The sequence below is a fragment of the Chryseobacterium sp. POE27 genome, from assembly GCF_039727685.1.
Taxonomy (GTDB): Bacteria; Bacteroidota; Bacteroidia; order Flavobacteriales; family Weeksellaceae; genus Chryseobacterium.
In genome coordinates, this window is sequence record NZ_CP152475.1 from 470,384 (window position 1) to 490,371 (window position 19,988).

The following is a 19,988-nucleotide window of genomic DNA, read 5'->3' on the forward strand; positions in this document are numbered from 1 at the left end:
TTATTTTAATAACCGAAAATTTCAGTTAAGTTTAATTTTTTCACTTCACCGAGTTTCTGCATGTCGGCTTCACTTACTTTATCCTGTGAAGCGACCAGACAATAGGTGTAGTTCTTGTTTTTCATTTCCTTGTCGTGGAAATTGTTGATATCTGCAAAAGTCAGTTTCGGAGCCTGTTCATAAACGTTTTTACGAATATCTGTATTATTCCCAAGTTTTTGTGCTTTCAGATAGGTAAAGATAATTCCGTCCTGAGTAATTCTTTCTGCAGCAATAGATTTTTTCAATCCGCTTTTTGCTGTTTCAAATAGCTGATCAGACTTAGGAAGTGTTGTTAAAAGCTCATTCATCGCTGTTGTAGATTCATTGAACTTATCTGCCTGGGTCCCAACATAAGCCATGATCATATCCTTATCTTCTTTTTTGCCCGGAAGTGAAAAATATGAATATGTAGAGTAGGCTAAAGCTTTAGATTCCCTGATTGTCTGGAATACCACAGATCCCATTCCGCCACCGAAATAGTTGTTAAATAAATTTACCGTCGGCGTAATGCTCACGTTGTAATGCTCACTGTTTCTTACCCAGAAAATTTCTGCCTGAACCATATCGTAATGCGCAAACAGAACTTTATTTTTATCCGTTGCAACCTGCGTGAATGTCTTAGATTTCGGCATTTCCTTCAACGAATTAGGAACTTTATGAATCAGCGTTAAAGATGAAGCAACTTCATTGGCAGATTTAGGACCGTAGTGAAGGATTTTATGTTTAAAATTGAATAAATCATGAAGTACATTTACTAAATCTTCCGCTTTTAAAGCATCTAATTCTGCATCACTTAAAACATTATTGAAAGGATTCTGCGGTCCGTACTGAGCGTAGCTTCTCAATCCGTTCATAATGGTTCCTTTATTCTGCTTGGCATTTGCTCTGGATTTCTTTACTCTCGCTTTATAAGCTTCCAACGCCTGCTGATCCGGCTGACAGTTTTTGATTAAATCTTCGAATAAAGCTGCAGTCTTATCAAAATTTTCATTTAAACCTTCCAGTGTTATATAGGTTTCCTCATTTCCTGCGCTTACGTTGAAACTTGATGCCAGTTTATAAAATTCTTTACTGATATCCTCGGAAGACTTGTTTTTCGTACCTAAATATTGTAAATATTCAGCCGCCAGCGGAAGTATTTTATTATTCCATTTTCCGGAATCGAAGTAATAATATAACCTGAATAGTTCATTATCTGTATTTTTTACAGAAAGAACATCTACGGTTTTTACTTTACTTTTAGCAATATCTTTGTCGAAATTCAGCCAAACCGGAGAGATCGGAGCTTCTGGCATATCATCAACCTTTTTCAGGAATGGTGATTGATCTTCTCTGTTTACAGAAACAGGAGTAATGGTAGGTTTGTCTACTTTTACAATGTTTTTATCTTCACCTTTTCTTTTGTAAACCGCTACATAATTGTTGTCTTTAAGATATCTGGCAGCAAAATCCATGATGTCTTTTTTCGTCAATTTTGAAATCTCTTCAATATATTCCAGTTGCGTTTTATGATCAACTTCAGAAGTGAATTCATCCATCAGAGATTCTGCCCTTGAAGTATATTTTTCATATTTCTGAATAGTATTTTTCTTTTCATTATTAATGATTGATTTCATCAAATCATCCGAAAACTCGCCTTTCCCTAATTTGTCGATTTCCTGAAGCAACAGATTTTTTACATCATCCAGAGACTGACCTTCTACAGGATTTCCCTGTAGCAAAAGAACAGAGTAATCTTTCAGAACATAGGGATATGCATAAGCCGCTAATAACTTTTGCTTTTTGATAAGATCAAGATCAATTAAGCCTGCCTGTCCATTGGTCAGCATGCTTCCGATAAAATTCAGCATTCTTGCATCTTTAGTCGTAGCTCCCGGAAATCGGAATCCGATCATGATGTTTTCAGGAGTAGGGCCATATACTTCTCTTGTAATAGGTGCTGTAATTGGGTTTTCCTGACCTACTTTATATTCAGGAATTGTTTTAGGCTTCATGTAAGAAAATGCCTTGTCGATCTTGGTAATCATTTCATCAGGATTAAAATCTCCCGACATGATAATTCCCATATTGTTCGGAACATAATAATTGTTGAAATATTCCCTGATAGCATTTAGTGAAGGGTTTTTCAAATGCTCAATTGTTCCGATAGTTGTTTGCTTTCCGTAATTGTTATTGGGGAAAATAGCTGCAAACATGGCTTCATAGACTTTCCTTCCGTCATTATCAAGTCCTCTGTTTTTTTCTTCATACACTGCTTCCAGCTCTGTATGGAAAAGTCTGAGAACCGGTTGTCTGAATCTTTCAGCCTGTACTGCCAGAAACTTATCTGTTACGTTAGCCGGGATATCTTCTGTATAAACGGTCTGCTCGTAAGAGGTAAAAGCATTTGTTCCGTCGGCACCCATACCGGCCATCATTTTGTCGTATTCGTTGGCGATGGCATATTTTGCCGCTTCTCCGGAAACTTTATCAATTTCTTTGTAAATTTCCTTTCTTTTGGCTTCGTCCTTTGTCGAATTATATTTTTCGTAAAGGGCATCAATCTGATCTAAAAGAGGTTTTTCTTTTGCCCAGTCTTTAGATCCGAATGCATCTGTTCCTTTGAAAAGCATATGCTCAAGATAATGTGCCAATCCGGTATGATCTGAAGGGTCGGTTTTGCTTCCTGCTTTTGTAGCAATGAAAGCCTGGATTCTCGGATCTTTTTTAGTCGGACTTAAAATTACGGTCAAACCGTTTTTTAAGGTATAATATCTTGCTGAAGTAGGATCATTGGTTACATATTTATACGTGTAGCCGTTTGATTGTGCTTCTTTCCACTGGAAATCCTGTCCGTAAGCATATCCGCAATAACTCGCTGCGGCGATACTCGTTACAATGGTAATTCTCTTTAAAAAGTTCATTTGTCGGAGTTTTTAGTTTTATTTATAAATATTAATTAACTGAATTTTCTAATGTATTCTTTATTCTTCTCATTGCTTCAGTAAGCTCTTCTTCAGAAGCAGCGTAAGAAAATCTGATGCATTCCGGGCTTCCGAAAGAAACGCCACCTACGCATCCTACATGTGCTTTTTCAAGTAAAAACATGGCAAAATCATCCGAATCCTTAATTTCTGTTCCATTTAACGTTTTTCCTATGTAAAATGATATATCCGGAAAGAAATAAAAAGCCGCTTTTGGAAGAACTACTTTGAATCCGGGAATGTCTTTCATTAAATCATACACCAGATCTCTTCTTGTTTTAAAAGCGTCAATCATATATTTATACTCTGACGGATCGGCCTGTAAAGCAGTAATAGAGGCTCTCTGAGCAACTGTATTTGCGCCGCTTGTCATTTGTCCCTGAACTTTTTCGCAGGCTTTAGCCAGCCATTCCGGACATGCAGAATAACCGATTCTCCAGCCTGTCATGGCGAAAGCTTTTGACATACCGTTGATAACGGCCGTCTGTTCGTAAACTTCAGGAAACTGAGCAATAGACGTTGTTTTAGTTTCGTAATTAATGTATTCGTAGATCTCGTCTGAAATTACCGTTATCTGAGGGTATTTAGCAATAACTTTAGCCAAAGATTTCAATTCATCATACGTATAATATCCGCCAGAGGGATTACAAGGTGAACTGAATAATATAGCTTTTGTTTTATCTGTAATAGCTTCTTCGAGTTGTTCAGCCGTGATTTTAAAATCGGTTACATAAGACGTTGGAAGCATTACAGAATTTCCGCCCATCATTTTTACCATTTCGTCATAGCTTACCCAATAAGGATTCGGAAGGATCACTTCGTCTCCGTCATTAAGAAGTGCTGCCAGAACATTTATAATAGCCTGTTTTGCACCGTTGGAAACACAGATTTGAGAAGGTTTGTATTCTAAATTATTATCTCTTTTCAATTTGTGAACAATAGCTTGACGTAGCTCCAGAAATCCCGGAACAGGAGAGTAGTGACTGTAGTTTTGGTTGATGGCATCGAAAGCAGCTTGTTTAATATTGTCCGGAACGTCAAAATCAGGTTCGCCCAAAGTAAGGCTGATGACATCTATTCCGTTGGCTTTCATTTCTCTGGCCTTATTTGACATAACAAAAGTTTGCGAGTAACCAAGTCTGTTTACTCTTTCTGAAAGTTTCTCCATTTAATTATTCAATTTTAACAAATATATTAATAAAAAATAGTTGATGAAAAATTAATAGGTTTTGTTCGGGTCAAAGTTTATCACTATGTTTGTAGTTATTCAATTTGATTTTAAATAAATATTTGAAAAATGTACAAATTTCTTTTCCTTTTTGTAATGTCATTCTTTTCCGCTCAGCATTATCGTTTCGTCTACGAATACAGAATGAAGCCTGACGTTAATAAAAAAGATTCTGTGATTACAGATGTTATGAATCTTGATACGGATGGCAAAAAGTCTTATTTTTATAATGCCGTAAAATATGAAAGAGATTCGACTTACGCTGCAACAAAAAGTTATAAAGATTTACTTTTGTCTAAAAACTATGATCAGAATCTTAGCTATATTGTTGAAAAAGATTATGTTGCAAAGACTGTTAACTTTTATGATAAATTCAAAACAGTCAATCTTCTGATTCGCGAAAATGAAGTTCCTGAATGGAAAATTGAGAAAGAATTTTTAAAAATCAACAATATTGACTGTCAAAAAGCCACCACAAACTTTAAAGGAAGAAGCTGGGAAGCGTGGTTCAGCAAAGATTATCCAGTTAATGACGGACCCTATAAGTTTTCCGGACTTCCTGGACTTATCGTGAGTGTGAAGGATTCAGAAAATAATCATGTTTTTAATTTAATTCAGATCAAAAAAATTAACACAATTTTTTCACTTTTGCCGAAGTCTACCAAAGAAATGTCTTTTGCCGATTATAAAAAAACGATGGCCAGTTTCACGTTTACCACAGATGATATCGAGAGTCTGAGTATTAATAAACAGACAGGAAAAGCGGATATTCAGGTCAAGGACGGTTATTTTGTAAGAATTGGCCTTGATGATATGAAGTCCGGAAAATTAGATCAAAAGATTCTCCAGCGTTTAAAAAGAACGAATAATTACATTGAAAAAGACTAAAAATGTTGACGTAAGAACCATCTTATTTTTTTTGAATTTGAATAAAGCTGATAAAAAACTTATTTTTGCTTTTTATAATATTTCACATGTCTACAACGTTACTATTAAAATACTTTCCGGATCTTACAGAAAAACAGCTTGAACAGTTTGATAAACTGGAAGATCTGTATAATGAATGGAACGAAAAAATCAACGTGATTTCAAGGAAAGATATGGAATCTCTGTATGAGAAGCATATTCTGCATTCCCTGGCAATTGCCAAAGTAATGGAATTTGCTCCCGGAACAAAGGTTTTGGATATCGGAACAGGTGGCGGTTTTCCGGGAATTCCTCTCGCTATTTTATTTCCTGAAGCAGAATTTACGTTAATTGATTCTATCGGAAAGAAAATAAGTGTAGTAAATGCTGTTACTGAGGGTGTTGGGTTAAAAAACGTAACTGCCATTCATGGACGAGCGGAACAGCTGAAGGAAAAGTTCCATTTTGTGGTGAGTCGGGCGGTGACGCAGATGCCTGAATTTTTGAAATGGCTGAAAGGTAAATTTGAAAAAGAACAGTTTAACCCGAAGCATAACGGAATTTTATATTTAAAAGGCGGTGATCTTGCTGAAGAACTTGCCGGAATTAAAGCTGAAATCTTCAATCTTAAAAATTATTTTGATGAAGAGTTTTTTGATACTAAAAAAGTTGTTTATGTGTCAAAAGGTAATTTTAATTCTTAATTTAGTATAATTAGGGAACATTATTTGATAAAAATATATTAATAATCAAAATTTGTAGTTATGAAGAATTTTCTCCACTTTGGTTTTTCTGCATTTTTTTTAGGATTATTTTTTATTTCTTGTAACGATGACGATGATTATCAAACCATTGAATCTGTTGACAAAGTTAAAATTGACAGTGTGAAGATCATTAATGACACCATGGATGTCTTTAGCATTCAGCATATTAAAACATATTCAACGTATTCGTCTCATTGTGAAGGGTTTTATGCTTATGATTATGTTCATGATGATAATTTAACAAGAATTGTTACAGCTTATAAATACACTACCAGCGGACCTTGTACACAGGCAACTTATACATCTGCCGGCCAGATCAATTTCAGCCCGCAAAAGGTTGGTAATTACACTTTTAAATTTTGGAATGGTGGCAGTAACTGGATCACCAAAACAATTGTAGTTCAATAGAAGAAAAATGAAATGGATTTTTATAGCCTGTTTTCTGGTATCCAATGTGTTATACAGCCAGAAAATATATTGGCGGGAGGATGTAAAATTAAACTGGAGTAACTTTAAAAGTAAAGTAAATAATCAAAGAGGAGCTAATGTTGTCGCTTATACAAATTGTGGCTGGACTTATTCTTACGTCAAATCCTCAAATCCGAAAGCACCGATTAAAATAGAAATACAAACCTTATTTAATGAAGATAAATCCTGGAAAGATGTTAAAAGGATCAATGATTATGTACTTCTTCATGAACAGAAACATTTTGATGCAGCTGAAGTTTATGCCAGAAAACTTCGCAAAGAAATAGCCGAAAAAATAAAGACATCTTCAGATTTTGATAAATATTTTAAAGTTATTTATAACAGAAATCTTAAAGAATATCAGGATTTTCAAAGAACATATGATCGTGAAACAAGAAATGGAATGCTGGAAGAAAAACAATCGGAATATAATCGTATTATTGCTGAAGAATTGGAAAATTATAAAAGCTATAAATCGTCTTGAAATTCCTGAACAACATTGTTAATGAACTGCTCGCGCAAAATTCTGATCTATCTGAGTTTAACATTATCTTACCCGGAAAACGTCCGGTTGTATTTATCCGTGAAATTTTAAAAGAAAAACAATATTCTGGATTTCTCCCTAATTTTTTTACGATAGAGGAATTAATAAACCGTATTGCCGGTAAACAAGGGATTGACGGTATTTCTTTATGGCTCTTTTCATTCGATGTCTATAAAAGTCTTAATCTTATTCCGAATGATGATTTTTCAGATTTCCTGAAATGGTTTCCTACGCTTCAGAAAGACTGGGATGATATGATGAAATTCTCAGAAAGTGATCAGGCAGTACTGCATTATATGTTTGATGAAGAAAGGATAAAAGACTGGGCGCAGAATCTGGGAGAAGACGATGATGTTCCAAGAAAAAAATTCCTTAATTTTTGGAAAAATATGAATGTTTTTCTTCCGGTACTCAAACAGAGACTGCAGGAAAAAAACTGGGCAACTTCCGGAATGATTCATGAAACGGCGAAAGCAAAGCTTAATGATTTTGCCAAATATACGAAAGAACAATTTGTTTTCTGTGGCTTTAATGCTTTTACGCCTGTCGAAGAAAATCTGGTGAGAAGTCTTTTACAGTGGAATAAAGGACAGTGTTTTTTTCAGGCAGATCATTATTATTTTGATGATGAAAGACAGGAGGCCGGAAAATTTCTCAGAAATCATAAAACATGGAAAGAATTCAATGACAGCAGGATTTTTAACTGGATTGAAGACGATTTTAACCAACCTAAAAATATAAAAGTCTATGAAGTTTCAGGAAATATTACTCAGACTAAAATTTTACCTGAAATTTTTAAAGAAATCGAAGATAAAACATATTCAAATACGGCCGTTGTTTTGCTGGATGAAAATTTGCTTCCTGCAAGTTTAGATGTCATGTATGGAATTCAGAATCTGAATATTACGATGGGCTTTCCATTAAAAAATCTTTCTTTTTCAAATGCGGTTAAGCAGCTTTTTTTACCTTCAGAAACAATTGGAAAAAAATAAATCGTCCTACTATTATCGGGACATTTTTCCGATTCTTGAAGAGTTGCCAAAATCTCTTGAAGATGAGTTAGTTATTAATAATTTTAAAACTAAAGTTGAGGAAAGAAACATCGTGTACATCTCCAAGAAGCTGATGAATGAATTTTTAAGCGGTCTTTCATACTTTAATCTGCTTCAGAAAGCCTCTTCTACCAACGAATATCTCGATGCCATGATTGCATTTTGCAGGCAGATTAAATGGCTTGAAATCGATGATATTCAATATGAAAATATATCTCATTTCGAAAATGCTTTCAGAATCATTAAAAACCAGCTTGCACCGTATCAGTTTGAGATTAAAATGGAAACGCTGGAAATTCTTATTAATCAACATATTAATTCGGAAAGTATCGATTTTCAGGGGGGAACCGTTGAGAGGATTACAAATTATGGGACTTTTGGAAACACGTCTCCTGAATTTTGAAAATGTTATTTTGCTTTCGGTGAATGAAGGTAAGCTTCCACTCGGAAATTCACAGAACACGTATATTCCTTTTGATGTTCGGAAGTTCTTTGATCTTCATACCTTTTTGGAAAACGACAGTATTTACGCTTATCATTTTTATCGATTAATCCAGGATTCAAAAAATGTTCATTTACTGTTTAATGCATTGAGTTCAGGAGTTAATACTGGTGAAAAAAGCAGATTTATCACTCAGATCGAAATGGAAAGTTCACACCATATCGAGCATCTCATTATTGAGAATTCTTCCGAACCAATCGTTACTCAGCCGATTGAAATTCCAAAGACAGATATTGTTCTTGAAAGGCTTGAAAAATGGAAGTCAAAAGTTTCTGCTTCACATCTCACAAGCTATCTTTATAATCCTATTGATTTTTATCTTTCCAAGATTTTAAATGCTTCAGAAACCGATGAAATTGAAGAAGAATTATCCGTGAAAAATTATGGAAATCTTGTTCATTATTCACTTCAAGAAGTATATGAAGAATTGAAAGGTAAAGTATTAAAAGAAAATGATTTAAAAAATTCAGTTAAAGCCATAGATGAATATATTAATATTGCTATTAATAAACTGAAACATCAGCCTGAATTTTATGAAAAAGGAATGAATTTTATTCATAAGGCAATTGCTAAAAAAGTAATAGAAACGATCCTTGCTCATGACCTTGATCTGATAAAAAACGGAAATACACTGGAAATTATTGACATCGAAAAAAGATTTGAAAATGTCGATTTTTATCTCAATGAAAATGATAAAATTTCCTTTTTCGGATTTATCGACAGAATTGACAGATTGAACGGAACCCTTAGAATTATTGATTATAAAACAGCAAAGATCAAAAACCTGACAGTTAAAATTGATGAAGATAAGATCGATGAATATTTCCATAACAGTGAAAGAAAACAGGCCTTACAGCTTTGTATCTACCAATATGTAGTTGAAAATCTTCCTGAGTTTTGGGGAATGCCGGTTGAAACCGGAATATGGAGCTTTGCAGAGGCAAAAAAAGGTGTTGTTTCGTTACAGTTTGAAAAAGGAAATATTGATGATGCGATGAAGTCTGTTAAAAGTTTAATTGAAGAAATTCTGAATCCTGATATCAATTTTATTGAAGAAATAAAAGCATATTCGAATTAGAAGATAATAGGTGGCTCAGAATCCCGAAGCCACCTATTATTCATATTATTTAAAAAGCATTAATTCCGGTAATATCTAATCCGGTAATTAATAAATGAACATCGTGTGTCCCTTCATAAGTAATCACCGATTCAAGGTTGGCAGCATGACGCATCATCGGGAATTCACCCATAATTCCCATTCCACCGAGAATCTGACGTGATTCTCTTGCAATATCAATAGCCATTTTCACATTGTTTCTTTTAGCCATAGAAATTTGTGCAGGTGTTGCTTTATGATCATTTTTAAGATTGCCTAACTGTAAGCAAAGTAATTGAGCTTTAGTGATTTCCGTTAAAAATTCTGCCAGTTTTTTCTGTTGAAGCTGATAAGATCCAATTGGCTTTCCAAACTGTTTTCTTTCTTTAGCATATTGAACTGCTGTACAATAGCAGTCAATTGCTGCGCCGATCACGCCCCAGGAAATTCCATATCTCGCCGAATTTAAACAAGATAAAGGCCCTTTCAATCCTGTAACCCCCGGGAGAAGGTTTTCCTTCGGAACTTTTACATCATTAAAAACCAATTCTCCTGTTTTTGAGGCTCTTAAACTCCATTTATTGTGAGTTTCAGGCGTTGTAAAACCTTCCATCCCTCTTTCAACAATTAATCCCTGAACTTTACCTTCCTCATTTTTAGCCCAAACTACCGCAATGTGGCAAAGTGGCGAATTGGTGATCCACATTTTAGCACCGTTCAACAGGTAATAATCTCCCATATCTTTGAAATTGGTTTCCATAGAGCTTGGGTCTGATCCGTGATTAGGCTCCGTTAAACCGAAAGAACCAATCATTTCTCCGGCTGCCAGTTTAGGTAAATATTTTATTTTCTGTTCCTCAGAACCGAATTCATTAATTGGAAACATTACCAGTGAACTTTGTACAGAAGCCGCAGAACGTACCGCAGAATCGCCTCTTTCCAATTCCTGCATAATCAGTCCGTAAGAAATCTGATCTAATCCCGAACCGCCGTATTCAACAGGAATGTAAGGGCCTAAAGCTCCGATCTGTCCCAATTCTTTCATTAAATTCGGAATATCGGTATGGTTCTGTGCTGCGTGATCTATCTGTGGCATTACAAAACTTTCTACCCAGTCTCTTACAGACTGACGGATAAGTTTGTGTTCTTCGGTGAGTAAAGAATCAATCCCATAATAATCGGGAATGGTCGTAAGGGAATAATATGACATTATATTTTAATTTTTCTAAAAATAAGACTTTTAAAGTATTTCGGAGAATTTTTTTTGAATGTCTGTTATTAGTTGATTTTTAATGTTTTAAATAAGAATTAAAACGTAAAGGACAATAAAATCAATTTTCATTGTCTTCATTTGAAATAGGGTATTGATGGGTCGGAGTGTAAATTCTGTTTTTAAACTTGTATAAATAGGGAGCTTTGTTGGCAGATCCGTCATAAAGTTTTTCAAGTCTGTCTAAAATATTTAAGCTTAATATTTTACGCTGAAAATTATTCCTCCTGAATTTTTCGCCCAAAATAGTCTCATACAGGCACTGAAGATCTTTCATCGTGAATTTTTCCGGAAGAAGATTGCTTGCCGCAACCTCTGTATTGATATTCATTCTTAAATATTCCAGTCCGGTTTCAATAATTCTGTCGTGATCAAAAGCCATATTGGGTAAATTGTTGACTTCCACCCATTCGCAGGTTTCATTGAAAGCATCAGGGAAAGTATTGGCAATTGAAAAATCGATGAGACTGCAGTAGCCTACGGTAATGAATCGCTGAAAGATCCAGTGGTCTTTAGGAACTTCTATTCCCTTATTTTTTAATAAAATCTGGTGAATATTATTCTCCGTTCTGTCAATTCTCCCGAATGTATGAAATTGCTTCAGGAAAATGTCCTTCAGATGGGTTCTTTCGTATAAAACACGTGCAGCAGCTTCACGCAAATCTTCATCGTTGAATACAAAACCTCCGGGAAGGGCCCATAAATTTAGGTCGTGGTACTTCAAAAGCAAAACCTTCAGGATATTGTCATGAAAACCAAATATAGTGCAGTCAACCGATACATGTGCTACAAAGTCTTTTGTATCAATGAGTTCCTGAAGTGTTTCCTTATTTTTTTCGGTATTGATTTTCATGGGAGTAAAAATAAAATTATTTTCTAAATTTTTTATCTGCAATTTTAAAATAAATTAAACTTATTGTAAACATCACAATAACAGCACATAAAATATAGACGGAATAAAAACTTAAAAGCTGGTTTCCAAATAGGACCGCCATAAGAATCGAACTTACAGAACTGCCCAGTGAAGAGAAAATAACAATGAGTGATGTAAAAAGACTGGCTTTTGCCTTATCAATTTTAGCAATCATTTTTGAATTGATAACAGGGTAGAGTGGAGACAGGAATAAACCGATCACCGGGAATAAAAACAAGAGTGATTTGGAGTCATCCGTATCAAAAAACTGAATTCCGATGATGATCGCCAACACCAATATAATGAGTGACAAACAGAATATATAGTATTTCGATAATGAAAACCTATGAATCACGTTTGCTGTAATTGTTCTTCCCACGTATGAAAATAATGCTAAAAATGAAGATGCCTGCAACGCAAAAAATGAATTGACCTTCAGGTGATTTTTATAAAAAGACGGTAACCATGAATTGAAACTTTGCTCCACAAAAACAATTGAAAAAATAATGGCTAAAAAAAGGATTAACAAAGGATTAAGTAGTGTTGTTAAATCTGTTAAAATATTTTGATCATTATTTTTTACCGGTTCGGAAATAGAGAGTTTTGAAAACAAAAAAAATCGTAATTGCCGATAACACTGAAATTGATAAAAATCCAAATTTCCAGAATTCAGAGAATTGGCTTGATATCAGCCATCCAAAACCCGTATTTACGACGAAAATTCCTATCATGAAAGATGCCTCTACATTATTCATTGTCTTTGCGAGTACTTTTTCGTCTGAAATATTATTCCTGATAATGCCAAAAACACAAATCTTTCCTACGGCGAAGCATGTTCCGATAATCGCAAACCACAGTTTGTAAAACCAGAAAACTTCGACAAATGGTAAAATCAAGGAACAAATCCCAACAATTGTTAAAGCCAGAATCAGGGATTTTTTTTGTTCCGAATTTGCTGATAAAATTTACTGCAAAAAGTGAAATAAATGCAATCGGAATATCCTTAAATGATTCTAAAAAACCAAGCTTCTCATACGTGACTTTTGCCTCCGAAAGTTGAAGGATCACAATGCCCATGCAATTTAAGACCATTGAGAAAATTAGAAAAGTAAGCTTTAGTGGAAGTGATATTTTTGAAAGTTTGGTTGTCATTTTGGGGACTCTTATCATTAAATTTTAAGGAAATTTGGCAGTTTTTAAGATAAAAATTATGCCTTTAAACCCCCAAAAATAAACGAAAAATTAAAATAATTATTAATAAAATGTTAAATAATTAAAAAAAAATATATTTTTATTGTCTCAATTTGAGAATTAAAAAACTAACTGTATATGAATGTAAGAATATCTAGAAGTTTGGGGATGGTTGCAGTGCTCTATTTCACTGCCAATTTCAATGCCCAGAACACAAAGAGTGACACCCTTCCGAAAGAGCAGAAAATCGAGGAAGTGGTAATGATCGGTTACGGTACTCAGAAGAAGAGTAATGTTACCGGAGCGATTTCAAGTATTAAAGCAAGCGATATCGAAGCTATACCCGCCGGAAAACCGGAGCAGGTTCTTCAGGGAAGAGCTGCCGGTGTCAATGTTATCTCGAATTCGGGACAGCCTGGATCAAGTGCAACTATTAGGGTAAGAGGTGTTACCAGTTATTCTTCAAACAACGACCCGCTGTGGGTTGTTGATGGTATTGTTGTGGACGGTATCGGATGGTTAAGCCAAAGTGATATTGAAAGTATTGAAGTATTGAAAGACGGTGCTTCATCCGCTATTTATGGAGTTTCCGCAGCAAGAGGAGTTATTTTGGTAACAACTAAAAAGGGTAAAAAAGGAAAGCTTAGTTTATCCTACAACGGTTTCTTTGGTGTGAGTAATGCTGCGAGAAAATTGGATCTTCTGAATGCTACAGAATATGCTACCGTTATTAATGAAGGTTTTGCGAATGACGGAGAAGCTGTAAGATTCCAAAATCCGGCATCGTTCGGAAAAGGAACTGATTGGCAGGATGAAATTTTCGGAACCGGTGCAAGGCAGAACCACGAGGTCAGTATCCAAGGCGGAAACGAAAAATCTACTTATTTTGCTTCATTTGGATATTACGATCAGACCGGTATCGTAATGAGCGATATTTCTTATTATAAAAGATTAACAGGACGTTTAAACTCAACTCATAAAGTAACTGATTGGCTGACTGTGGGACAAACTTTTGCGTATACCAATCAAAAAAACCAGGGGATTAATGCCAACGGTGAATTTGGTGGTCCGTTAAGTTCTGCAGTGAATTTGGATCCCATCACTCCTGTTGTCGTAACAGATTGGTCACAGGTAAATCCTGCCATATATAACAATGAACATATTGTAAGAGATGAAAATGGAAATCCGTACGGAATTTCGCCTTATGTAAACCAGGAAATGTCTAATCCAAGAGCTTTTAGATATACACAATTAGGAAACACTAACTGGTCAGACGATTTTATTGCTAATGTTTTTGCAGAAGTGAAATTTTTAAACCATTTTACATTTAAATCTTCATTAAACGGTAAAAAAGCATATTGGGGAAACCAAAATTTCACTCCACTTTTCTATCTAAGTTCTACATATAGCAATTTACTTCTAAACAGTTTAACCCGTACTACCCAAACTAAATTTGAATGGAGTTTTGAAAACACGCTGAATTACCAAAATAAGTTTGGAGATCACAATTTTAATGTGCTTTTGGGAACAGGTTATTATGATTATAATATTGGATATGGGCAAAGCGTTACCCATAAAGGTCTCCCGATTAGCAGTTATGAAGATGCTTCCTTCAACTTTGATGTTCCTTTGCTTAACCAAACCTCCTCAGCATGGGATAATCAGGAATGGAATAAAGCTTCTTATTTCGGGCGTTTGATTTACGATTTTAAAAACAAGTACCTATTTACAGGAACATTAAGATATGATGGTTCTTCATTGTTTGGAGCAAATCATCATTGGGGGGTCTTCCCATCATTCTCTCTTGGATGGAATGTAGATAAAGAAAACTTCTGGCCGGAAAATAATGTTATAAATAGTTTAAAATTTCGTGGAGGTTATGGAACTTTAGGAAATGATGGTATTGAAGCATATAAATTTTCAAAATTCTATGTCTCCGGAGCTAACTATACGAGTGGATCAGGGGGTGTATTAATCGGATATTTGCAAAATGGTCTTGAAAATAAGGATTTGAAATGGGAAACAACCACACAAACTAATATCGCGGCAGATTTACGACTTTTCAAAAATTTTACTTTAACTGTTGATGTTTATGACAAAAAAACGTCAGATATTCTGCGGCCGGTTCAAATTCCTGGTTATGTAGGAGTTACCGGATCCTATATAGCCAATATAGGAGACATGAGTAATAAAGGTTTGGAAGTAGAATTAGGCTATAAAAAGAGTTGGAATGATTTAACGGTTTCTGTAAATACTAATTTTGCTTACAATAAAAACGAAGTTTTATCGCTTGAACAGGGAACAAAATTTTTGGATGGAGCAGGTTTCCAATCTATGGGATCGATCCAGAGAATTGTGGTAGGTGATGCCTATAATTCTTTCTACGGCTTTAAAACTTTGGGTGTTTTCCAAAATCAGGCGCAGATTGATGCTTACGTAAATTCTAAAGGACAATTACTTCAAACAGAGGCAAAGCCTGGAGATTTTATATGGGCGGATTCCAATGGCGATGGTGTAATTAATGATTTAGACAAAGTGAATTTGGGAAGTTCGATTCCTAAATATAATTTCGGAGCTACTTTAAATCTAAGCTATAAAAACTGGGATTTTATGGTATTCGGACAGGGTGCAGGAGGAAACAAAATCTTTCAGGGTTTAAGAAGATTGGATATGTTAGATGCTAATTATCAAACAAAAATCTTAGACAGATGGACGGGAGAAGGATCTACAAATGAAAATCCTAGATTAACACGAGCAGATGCAAACAAAAATTACTCAAGGCTATCCGACTGGTATCTGCAAAAAGGAGATTATTTCAGAATCAAATTGATTCAGTTAGGCTATACACTTCCTCAGGATGTTACACAAAACTTTGGAGTTAACAAACTACGCTTTTATGTAACTGCCGAAAACCTAGTTACTTTTACAAAATATACCGGGTACGATCCGGAAATTGCAGCTGGAGACTCTTTTGGAATAGACAGAGCATTTTATCCGCAAGCAAGAACTTTTATGTTGGGAGCTAATATAACTTTCTAATTTTTAGTACAATGAAAAATAAATTTTTAAAAATATCAATAGCAGCTTCATTTTTAGTGAGTGTGTCTACTCTTAATCTAGCTTGTAATAACGACACTTTAGAAGAAAAAGAATACAAAGGTGCATTTGCCGGAGATAATTTTTTCAGAAATGAGCAGGAATGTCTTTTTGGTCTTGTGGGTACGTATGACGTGATGAGAAAATATGCAGGCGGGTTTGAAAATATGGTAACTTTTTTCAATGCGGCTTCAGATGATTTCTATGCAGGAGGTGGTAGTGCTACAGATGGAGCTGGTATTCAGGGGGCATCAAGTTTTCAGATTAATCCAACTACAATGCCTGCCAGTTACTGGAAAGATTATTATCAGGGTATTGCAAGAGCAAATGATCTTATCCAAAATGCTCCGAATGCATCAATGGATGAGACTTTGAAGCAACGCTTCATTTCGGAAGCAAAAACTCTTCGGGCAATGTATTATTTTGATTTGCTGAGGGTTTTCGGAAATATTCCTCTTATTTTAAAACCTTTTGAAGCAACAGACGATTTTTATAATGTTCCGCAAGTTGCACCTGCACAAGTATATGCTCAAATAGAAAAAGATCTGACCGAAGCTTTGCCAAATCTTCCTATGACGGTAAGCGGAGAGGAAAAAGGTAGATTAACGCAAGGGGCGGCAAAAGCTCTTTTAGGTAAAGTCTATTTATATCAAAATAAAAAAGCCCAGGCTGCCGCACAATTTGCAGATGTAAATGGAACTCCGGGCGGAACCAGCCAATATGGATATAAACTGTTGGAAAGTTATGATGATCTTTGGAAAGCAGGAGTAGCACTAGGTGGGACTGCAGATCCTTATGAGTTTACATCAGAATCTATTATTGAAGCATCCCATAGTGATCAAGGAAAATCTGATTGGGGCTTTTGGGGACAAGGCAAAGATGAAGGAAATTCTATTTGCGTGATGACTGCACCAAGATCTTATAACAGAATTAGTCAGACAAATCCTGCTAATAATGCTCCAGATATCGTGTCAGGTTGGGCATTTAATACAGTTACAACAGATCTGTTTAACTTTATGCAGAGTGATCCGCGTGTAAATGCCACTGTTCTGAATATGAATGCATTAAAAGCGCAAGGTAAAGCGGATTATGCACCGGCTTATAAGGATACGGGATATTTTCTTAATAAATTTATGCCTACATCAGATAAAAAATCAACTTTAGGCGTTACCGAACTGAATTATCGTCAGAATTATATTGTTATAAGATTAGCAGATACATATTTGATGGAAGCTGAAGCACTTAATGGTACGGGCTCTAGGGCACAAGCCTTGTTAGATGCAGTAAGAGCAAGAGTTGGTTTAGCATCTGTACCGGTAAGTTTGCAGGCTATCAAGGATGAAAGAAGAAGAGAACTTGCAGGTGAAGGACACAGATTTTTTTGACTTAGTAAGATGGGGAGAAGCTTCCACAAAATTAGCTTCCAAAGGTTTTGTAGTAGGGAAAAATGAAATAATGCCTATACCATTAACAGAGCTTACAGGAACAATTTTAAAACAAAATCCTGGATACTAAAAAATTATACTATGATAACTAAATATATCCATAAAAGTCTTTTAATCGGTTCTGCTGCTTTTTTTTCTGGCGGCTTGTTCTCCTGATTCGGTAGAAGAGGGAAACGGATTGACACAGCCAGCCGTTGATGCAAAGTTTACGATTACTAAAACAAGTGAAAATCATTATCATTTAAAAAGAGTGAATGACAATAATGTTGGTTTTATCAATTCTCAATGGAATATTGATGGTGATGGATTCACAAATGGTAAAACTGAAATTGATATTTTCCTGCCGGATGCCGGTACTTACGTCATTCAACATAATGCTGTTGGTATTGGTGGACAGTCCGGTGGTATGACTAGTCAAACTATCGTCGTTCCTACTTCAGATCCTGTTGCAGGAAATATTATTCAGGGTGGAAGATTTGATACTCCTGATGAAGTTTCAAAATGGACTATTTTTCCAATAAGCTCTACCGGTGCACAATGGGTTTTTGCCAATGGAAAAGCTACAATTGTTGCGTCAAATAATAAACAACAAGCTTTTTATCAGGCTGTAAATGTAGTAGCAGGACAAAAGTATGCTATAGATATGGTAGCTTCATCTGCAACAGGTCTCGAAGATACTTGGTTTGAAGTTTACATGTTAAACAGCTTACCAGCACCGGGAAATGATGTGAGCGGTAGTGTATACAGAAATATTAATACTTGGGACGGTTGTGGTAAAACAGCATTTGGAGGGAAAGTTTCTGCAATAGGTTGTAATGTTGGTAAGAACGGCGGTGTTTATACTGCAACTACTACAGGAACTGTCTATTTGGTAATTAAGTGTGGTGGAAAAACAGTCAACAGCCTAAGTGTTGATAAAGTTGAAATAAGAAAAACTACTTAATCAACCTAATAAACTTAATTAATGAAATTACAATATTCACAATATTCATATAGTTTCGTACTTAGAAGTGCTGCACTTTGCGGTGTAGCGCTTCTTTCTTTTTTAAACTGCAGTAGTACATCTTCGGATCTGGCTGGCAATAATGATAATTCAGGAAACAATGGAAGTGGAAATACATCCGGAGATCCTGTACAGGTGTGGCTTACCAAAGGAGATCAGTCGGTGAAATTGCAGCAACAGAATACGGCTTATTTTTCCGGAAATTCAGTTTCAGGAACATCTATTGAAGTAAATGCTTCACAGGTTTTCCAGACGATTGATGGCTTCGGATATACTCTTACAGGTGGAAGCGTTCAGGTGATTAATCAGTTAAGCGCTGCAAAAAAACAGGAATTACTAAATGATCTGTTCAGCAGTTCAGGTATTGGTGTCAGTTATTTGAGAATAAGTATCGGAGCTTCCGACCTTAACAGTGAAGTTTTCTCTTATGATGATATTCCGGCGGGGCAGACAGATCCTACATTGGCTCAATTTAGTTTAACTAAAGATCAGGCCGTAATTCAGATGTTAAAAGATATTTTGATCATCAACCCGAATATTAAAATATTAGCAACACCTTGGTCACCACCGGTTTGGATGAAAGATAACGGAAGCAGTATTGGAGGAAGCCTTAAGTCTGAATTTTATGGTGTTTACGCACAGTATTTTGTAAAATACATTCAGGCAATGCAGGCGCAGGGAATTAAAATTGATGCGATTACGCCTCAAAACGAACCTTTGCATCCCGGAAATAATCCGAGTATGTATATGTCTGCAGGAGATCAGGCGACCTTTATCAAAAATAATCTGGGACCTGCTTTCCAGACTGCGAATATTACAACAAAAATCATCGCTTACGATCATAATTGCGATAATCCGGCTTATCCGTTAGCTGTTTTAAATGATTCTGCTGCAAATCCATATATTGATGGGTCGGCTTTTCATTTATATGCAGGAGATATTTCAGCTTTAAGTACAGTTCACAATTTATTTCCTAGTAAGAATGTATATTTTACTGAACAATGGACAAGTTCTACAGGAAATTTCGGTGGAGATTTGGATTGGCACACTAAAAACATTATTATTGGGTCAATGAGAAACTGGAGCCGGACAGCCTTGGAATGGAACGTAGCAAATGATGCCTCATTTGGTCCTCATACACCTGGAGGGTGTACACAATGTAAAGGCGCAGTTACTATAAACGGATCTGCTAATTATGAAAAAAATGTTGCTTATTATATCATTGCTCATGCTTCGAAATTTGTTCCGGCAAATTCCCAGAGAATTGAATCTACACAAGGAGACAATCTTTCAACGGTAGCGTTTAAAACGCCGGCAGGAAAAACTGTATTGATCGTTCAAAACAGCAATTCAACGGATAAAGCATTCAATATTAAATATAATCAGAAAATAGCCCCGGTAACAATTCCGGCAAGTTCAACAGCTACTTATATTTTTTAAGTTAACATGATTATCTGAATTTTTTAATTAATAAAAAATCTTTGCGGACTTTGCGCAAAAACAAA

Annotated in this window: 15 protein-coding genes and 1 pseudogene; 11 read left to right on the plus strand and 5 right to left on the minus strand. The window is 35.4% G+C overall.

The window, feature by feature from the left end; genetic code table 11:
* Positions 1 to 5: 5 nt before the first annotated feature.
* A complete protein-coding gene (locus AAHI02_RS02085) occupies positions 6 to 2,945 on the minus strand; it encodes an insulinase family protein (RefSeq protein ID WP_346985229.1) in 2,940 nt (979 codons plus the stop codon).
* A 31-nt stretch (positions 2,946 to 2,976) separates the two neighbouring features.
* Positions 2,977 to 4,173 (minus strand): pyridoxal phosphate-dependent aminotransferase, encoded by a 1,197-nt coding sequence (locus AAHI02_RS02090; protein WP_346985230.1) that lies wholly within the window; start codon positions 4,171 to 4,173, stop codon positions 2,977 to 2,979.
* Between the two features lie 129 nt (positions 4,174 to 4,302).
* On the opposite strand from AAHI02_RS02090, the gene AAHI02_RS02095 reads away from it, so the two are divergent.
* The 5 genes and pseudogenes from AAHI02_RS02095 (at position 4,303) to AAHI02_RS02115 (ending at position 9,547) form a co-directional block, all read left to right on the plus strand.
* Complete coding sequence (locus AAHI02_RS02095) at positions 4,303 to 5,121, plus strand: GLPGLI family protein (RefSeq protein ID WP_346985231.1); 819 nt, start codon at positions 4,303 to 4,305, stop codon at positions 5,119 to 5,121.
* Between the two features lie 86 nt (positions 5,122 to 5,207).
* Complete coding sequence (gene rsmG / locus AAHI02_RS02100; protein WP_346985232.1) at positions 5,208 to 5,843, plus strand: 16S rRNA (guanine(527)-N(7))-methyltransferase RsmG; 636 nt, start codon at positions 5,208 to 5,210, stop codon at positions 5,841 to 5,843.
* A gap of 60 nt (positions 5,844 to 5,903) precedes the next feature.
* The gene (locus tag AAHI02_RS02105) at positions 5,904 to 6,311 is read left to right on the plus strand and encodes a hypothetical protein (protein WP_346985233.1); all 408 of its coding nucleotides are present in this window, start codon (positions 5,904 to 5,906) and stop codon (positions 6,309 to 6,311) included.
* A 7-nt stretch (positions 6,312 to 6,318) separates the two neighbouring features.
* Positions 6,319 to 6,855, plus strand: a complete 537-nt coding sequence (locus AAHI02_RS02110) for a DUF922 domain-containing protein (RefSeq protein ID WP_346985234.1) — start codon at positions 6,319 to 6,321, stop codon at positions 6,853 to 6,855.
* Positions 6,852 to 9,547: pseudogene (locus AAHI02_RS02115) on the plus strand (PD-(D/E)XK nuclease family protein). The gene AAHI02_RS02110 and the pseudogene AAHI02_RS02115 overlap by 4 nt, the downstream one beginning before the upstream one ends.
* Positions 9,548 to 9,596: 49 nt before the next feature.
* On the opposite strand, the gene AAHI02_RS02120 reads toward AAHI02_RS02115, so the two are convergent.
* From AAHI02_RS02120 to AAHI02_RS02130, 3 genes are all read right to left on the minus strand, one after another.
* On the minus strand, positions 9,597 to 10,775 hold the full coding sequence (locus AAHI02_RS02120; RefSeq protein WP_346985235.1) for an acyl-CoA dehydrogenase family protein: 1,179 nt from the start codon (positions 10,773 to 10,775) through the stop codon (positions 9,597 to 9,599).
* 121 nt (positions 10,776 to 10,896) lie between these two features.
* Positions 10,897 to 11,688 carry an NUDIX domain-containing protein gene (locus AAHI02_RS02125; RefSeq protein WP_346985236.1) on the minus strand — a complete coding sequence of 264 codons (792 nt, stop codon included), beginning with the start codon at positions 11,686 to 11,688 and terminating at the stop codon, positions 10,897 to 10,899.
* Positions 11,689 to 11,704: 16 nt separating this feature from the next.
* Complete coding sequence (locus tag AAHI02_RS02130; RefSeq protein WP_346985237.1) at positions 11,705 to 12,361, minus strand: MFS transporter; 657 nt, start codon at positions 12,359 to 12,361, stop codon at positions 11,705 to 11,707.
* On the opposite strand from AAHI02_RS02130, the gene AAHI02_RS02135 reads away from it, so the two are divergent.
* From AAHI02_RS02135 to AAHI02_RS02160, 6 genes are all read left to right on the plus strand, one after another.
* Entirely contained in the window at positions 12,352 to 12,612 is a 261-nt protein-coding gene (locus AAHI02_RS02135; RefSeq protein WP_346985238.1) for a hypothetical protein, read from the plus strand. The genes AAHI02_RS02130 and AAHI02_RS02135 overlap by 10 nt on opposite strands.
* Before the next feature lie 465 nt (positions 12,613 to 13,077).
* Entirely contained in the window at positions 13,078 to 15,978 is a 2,901-nt protein-coding gene (locus AAHI02_RS02140; RefSeq protein ID WP_346985239.1) for a TonB-dependent receptor, read from the plus strand.
* A gap of 11 nt (positions 15,979 to 15,989) precedes the next feature.
* Positions 15,990 to 17,420 (plus strand): RagB/SusD family nutrient uptake outer membrane protein, encoded by a 1,431-nt coding sequence (locus AAHI02_RS02145; protein ID WP_346985240.1) that lies wholly within the window; start codon positions 15,990 to 15,992, stop codon positions 17,418 to 17,420.
* Positions 17,398 to 17,550 carry a hypothetical protein gene (locus AAHI02_RS02150; RefSeq protein ID WP_346985241.1) on the plus strand — a complete coding sequence of 51 codons (153 nt, stop codon included), beginning with the start codon at positions 17,398 to 17,400 and terminating at the stop codon, positions 17,548 to 17,550. The genes AAHI02_RS02145 and AAHI02_RS02150 overlap by 23 nt, the downstream gene beginning before the upstream one ends.
* Before the next feature lie 108 nt (positions 17,551 to 17,658).
* Complete coding sequence (locus tag AAHI02_RS02155; protein ID WP_346985242.1) at positions 17,659 to 18,423, plus strand: hypothetical protein; 765 nt, start codon at positions 17,659 to 17,661, stop codon at positions 18,421 to 18,423.
* 21 nt (positions 18,424 to 18,444) lie between these two features.
* A complete protein-coding gene (locus AAHI02_RS02160; protein ID WP_346985243.1) occupies positions 18,445 to 19,923 on the plus strand; it encodes a glycoside hydrolase family 30 beta sandwich domain-containing protein in 1,479 nt (492 codons plus the stop codon).
* Positions 19,924 to 19,988: the final 65 nt, after the last annotated feature.

Excerpts from the sequence above, each read along its gene's own strand:
- AAHI02_RS02105 (WP_346985233.1), top strand. The coding sequence starts at position 5,904 with ATGAAGAATTTTCTCCACTTTGGTTTTTCTGCATTTTTTTTAGGATTA.
- AAHI02_RS02160 (WP_346985243.1), top strand. The coding sequence starts at position 18,445 with ATGAAATTACAATATTCACAATATTCATATAGTTTCGTACTTAGAAGT.
- rsmG (WP_346985232.1), top strand. The coding sequence starts at position 5,208 with ATGTCTACAACGTTACTATTAAAATACTTTCCGGATCTTACAGAAAAA.
- AAHI02_RS02110 (WP_346985234.1), top strand. The coding sequence starts at position 6,319 with ATGAAATGGATTTTTATAGCCTGTTTTCTGGTATCCAATGTGTTATAC.
- AAHI02_RS02145 (WP_346985240.1), top strand. The coding sequence starts at position 15,990 with ATGAAAAATAAATTTTTAAAAATATCAATAGCAGCTTCATTTTTAGTG.
- AAHI02_RS02125 (WP_346985236.1), bottom strand. The coding sequence starts at position 11,688 with ATGAAAATCAATACCGAAAAAAATAAGGAAACACTTCAGGAACTCATT.
- AAHI02_RS02085 (WP_346985229.1), bottom strand. The coding sequence starts at position 2,945 with ATGAACTTTTTAAAGAGAATTACCATTGTAACGAGTATCGCCGCAGCG.
- AAHI02_RS02095 (WP_346985231.1), top strand. The coding sequence starts at position 4,303 with ATGTACAAATTTCTTTTCCTTTTTGTAATGTCATTCTTTTCCGCTCAG.
- AAHI02_RS02120 (WP_346985235.1), bottom strand. The coding sequence starts at position 10,775 with ATGTCATATTATTCCCTTACGACCATTCCCGATTATTATGGGATTGAT.
- AAHI02_RS02090 (WP_346985230.1), bottom strand. The coding sequence starts at position 4,173 with ATGGAGAAACTTTCAGAAAGAGTAAACAGACTTGGTTACTCGCAAACT.
- AAHI02_RS02140 (WP_346985239.1), top strand. The coding sequence starts at position 13,078 with ATGAATGTAAGAATATCTAGAAGTTTGGGGATGGTTGCAGTGCTCTAT.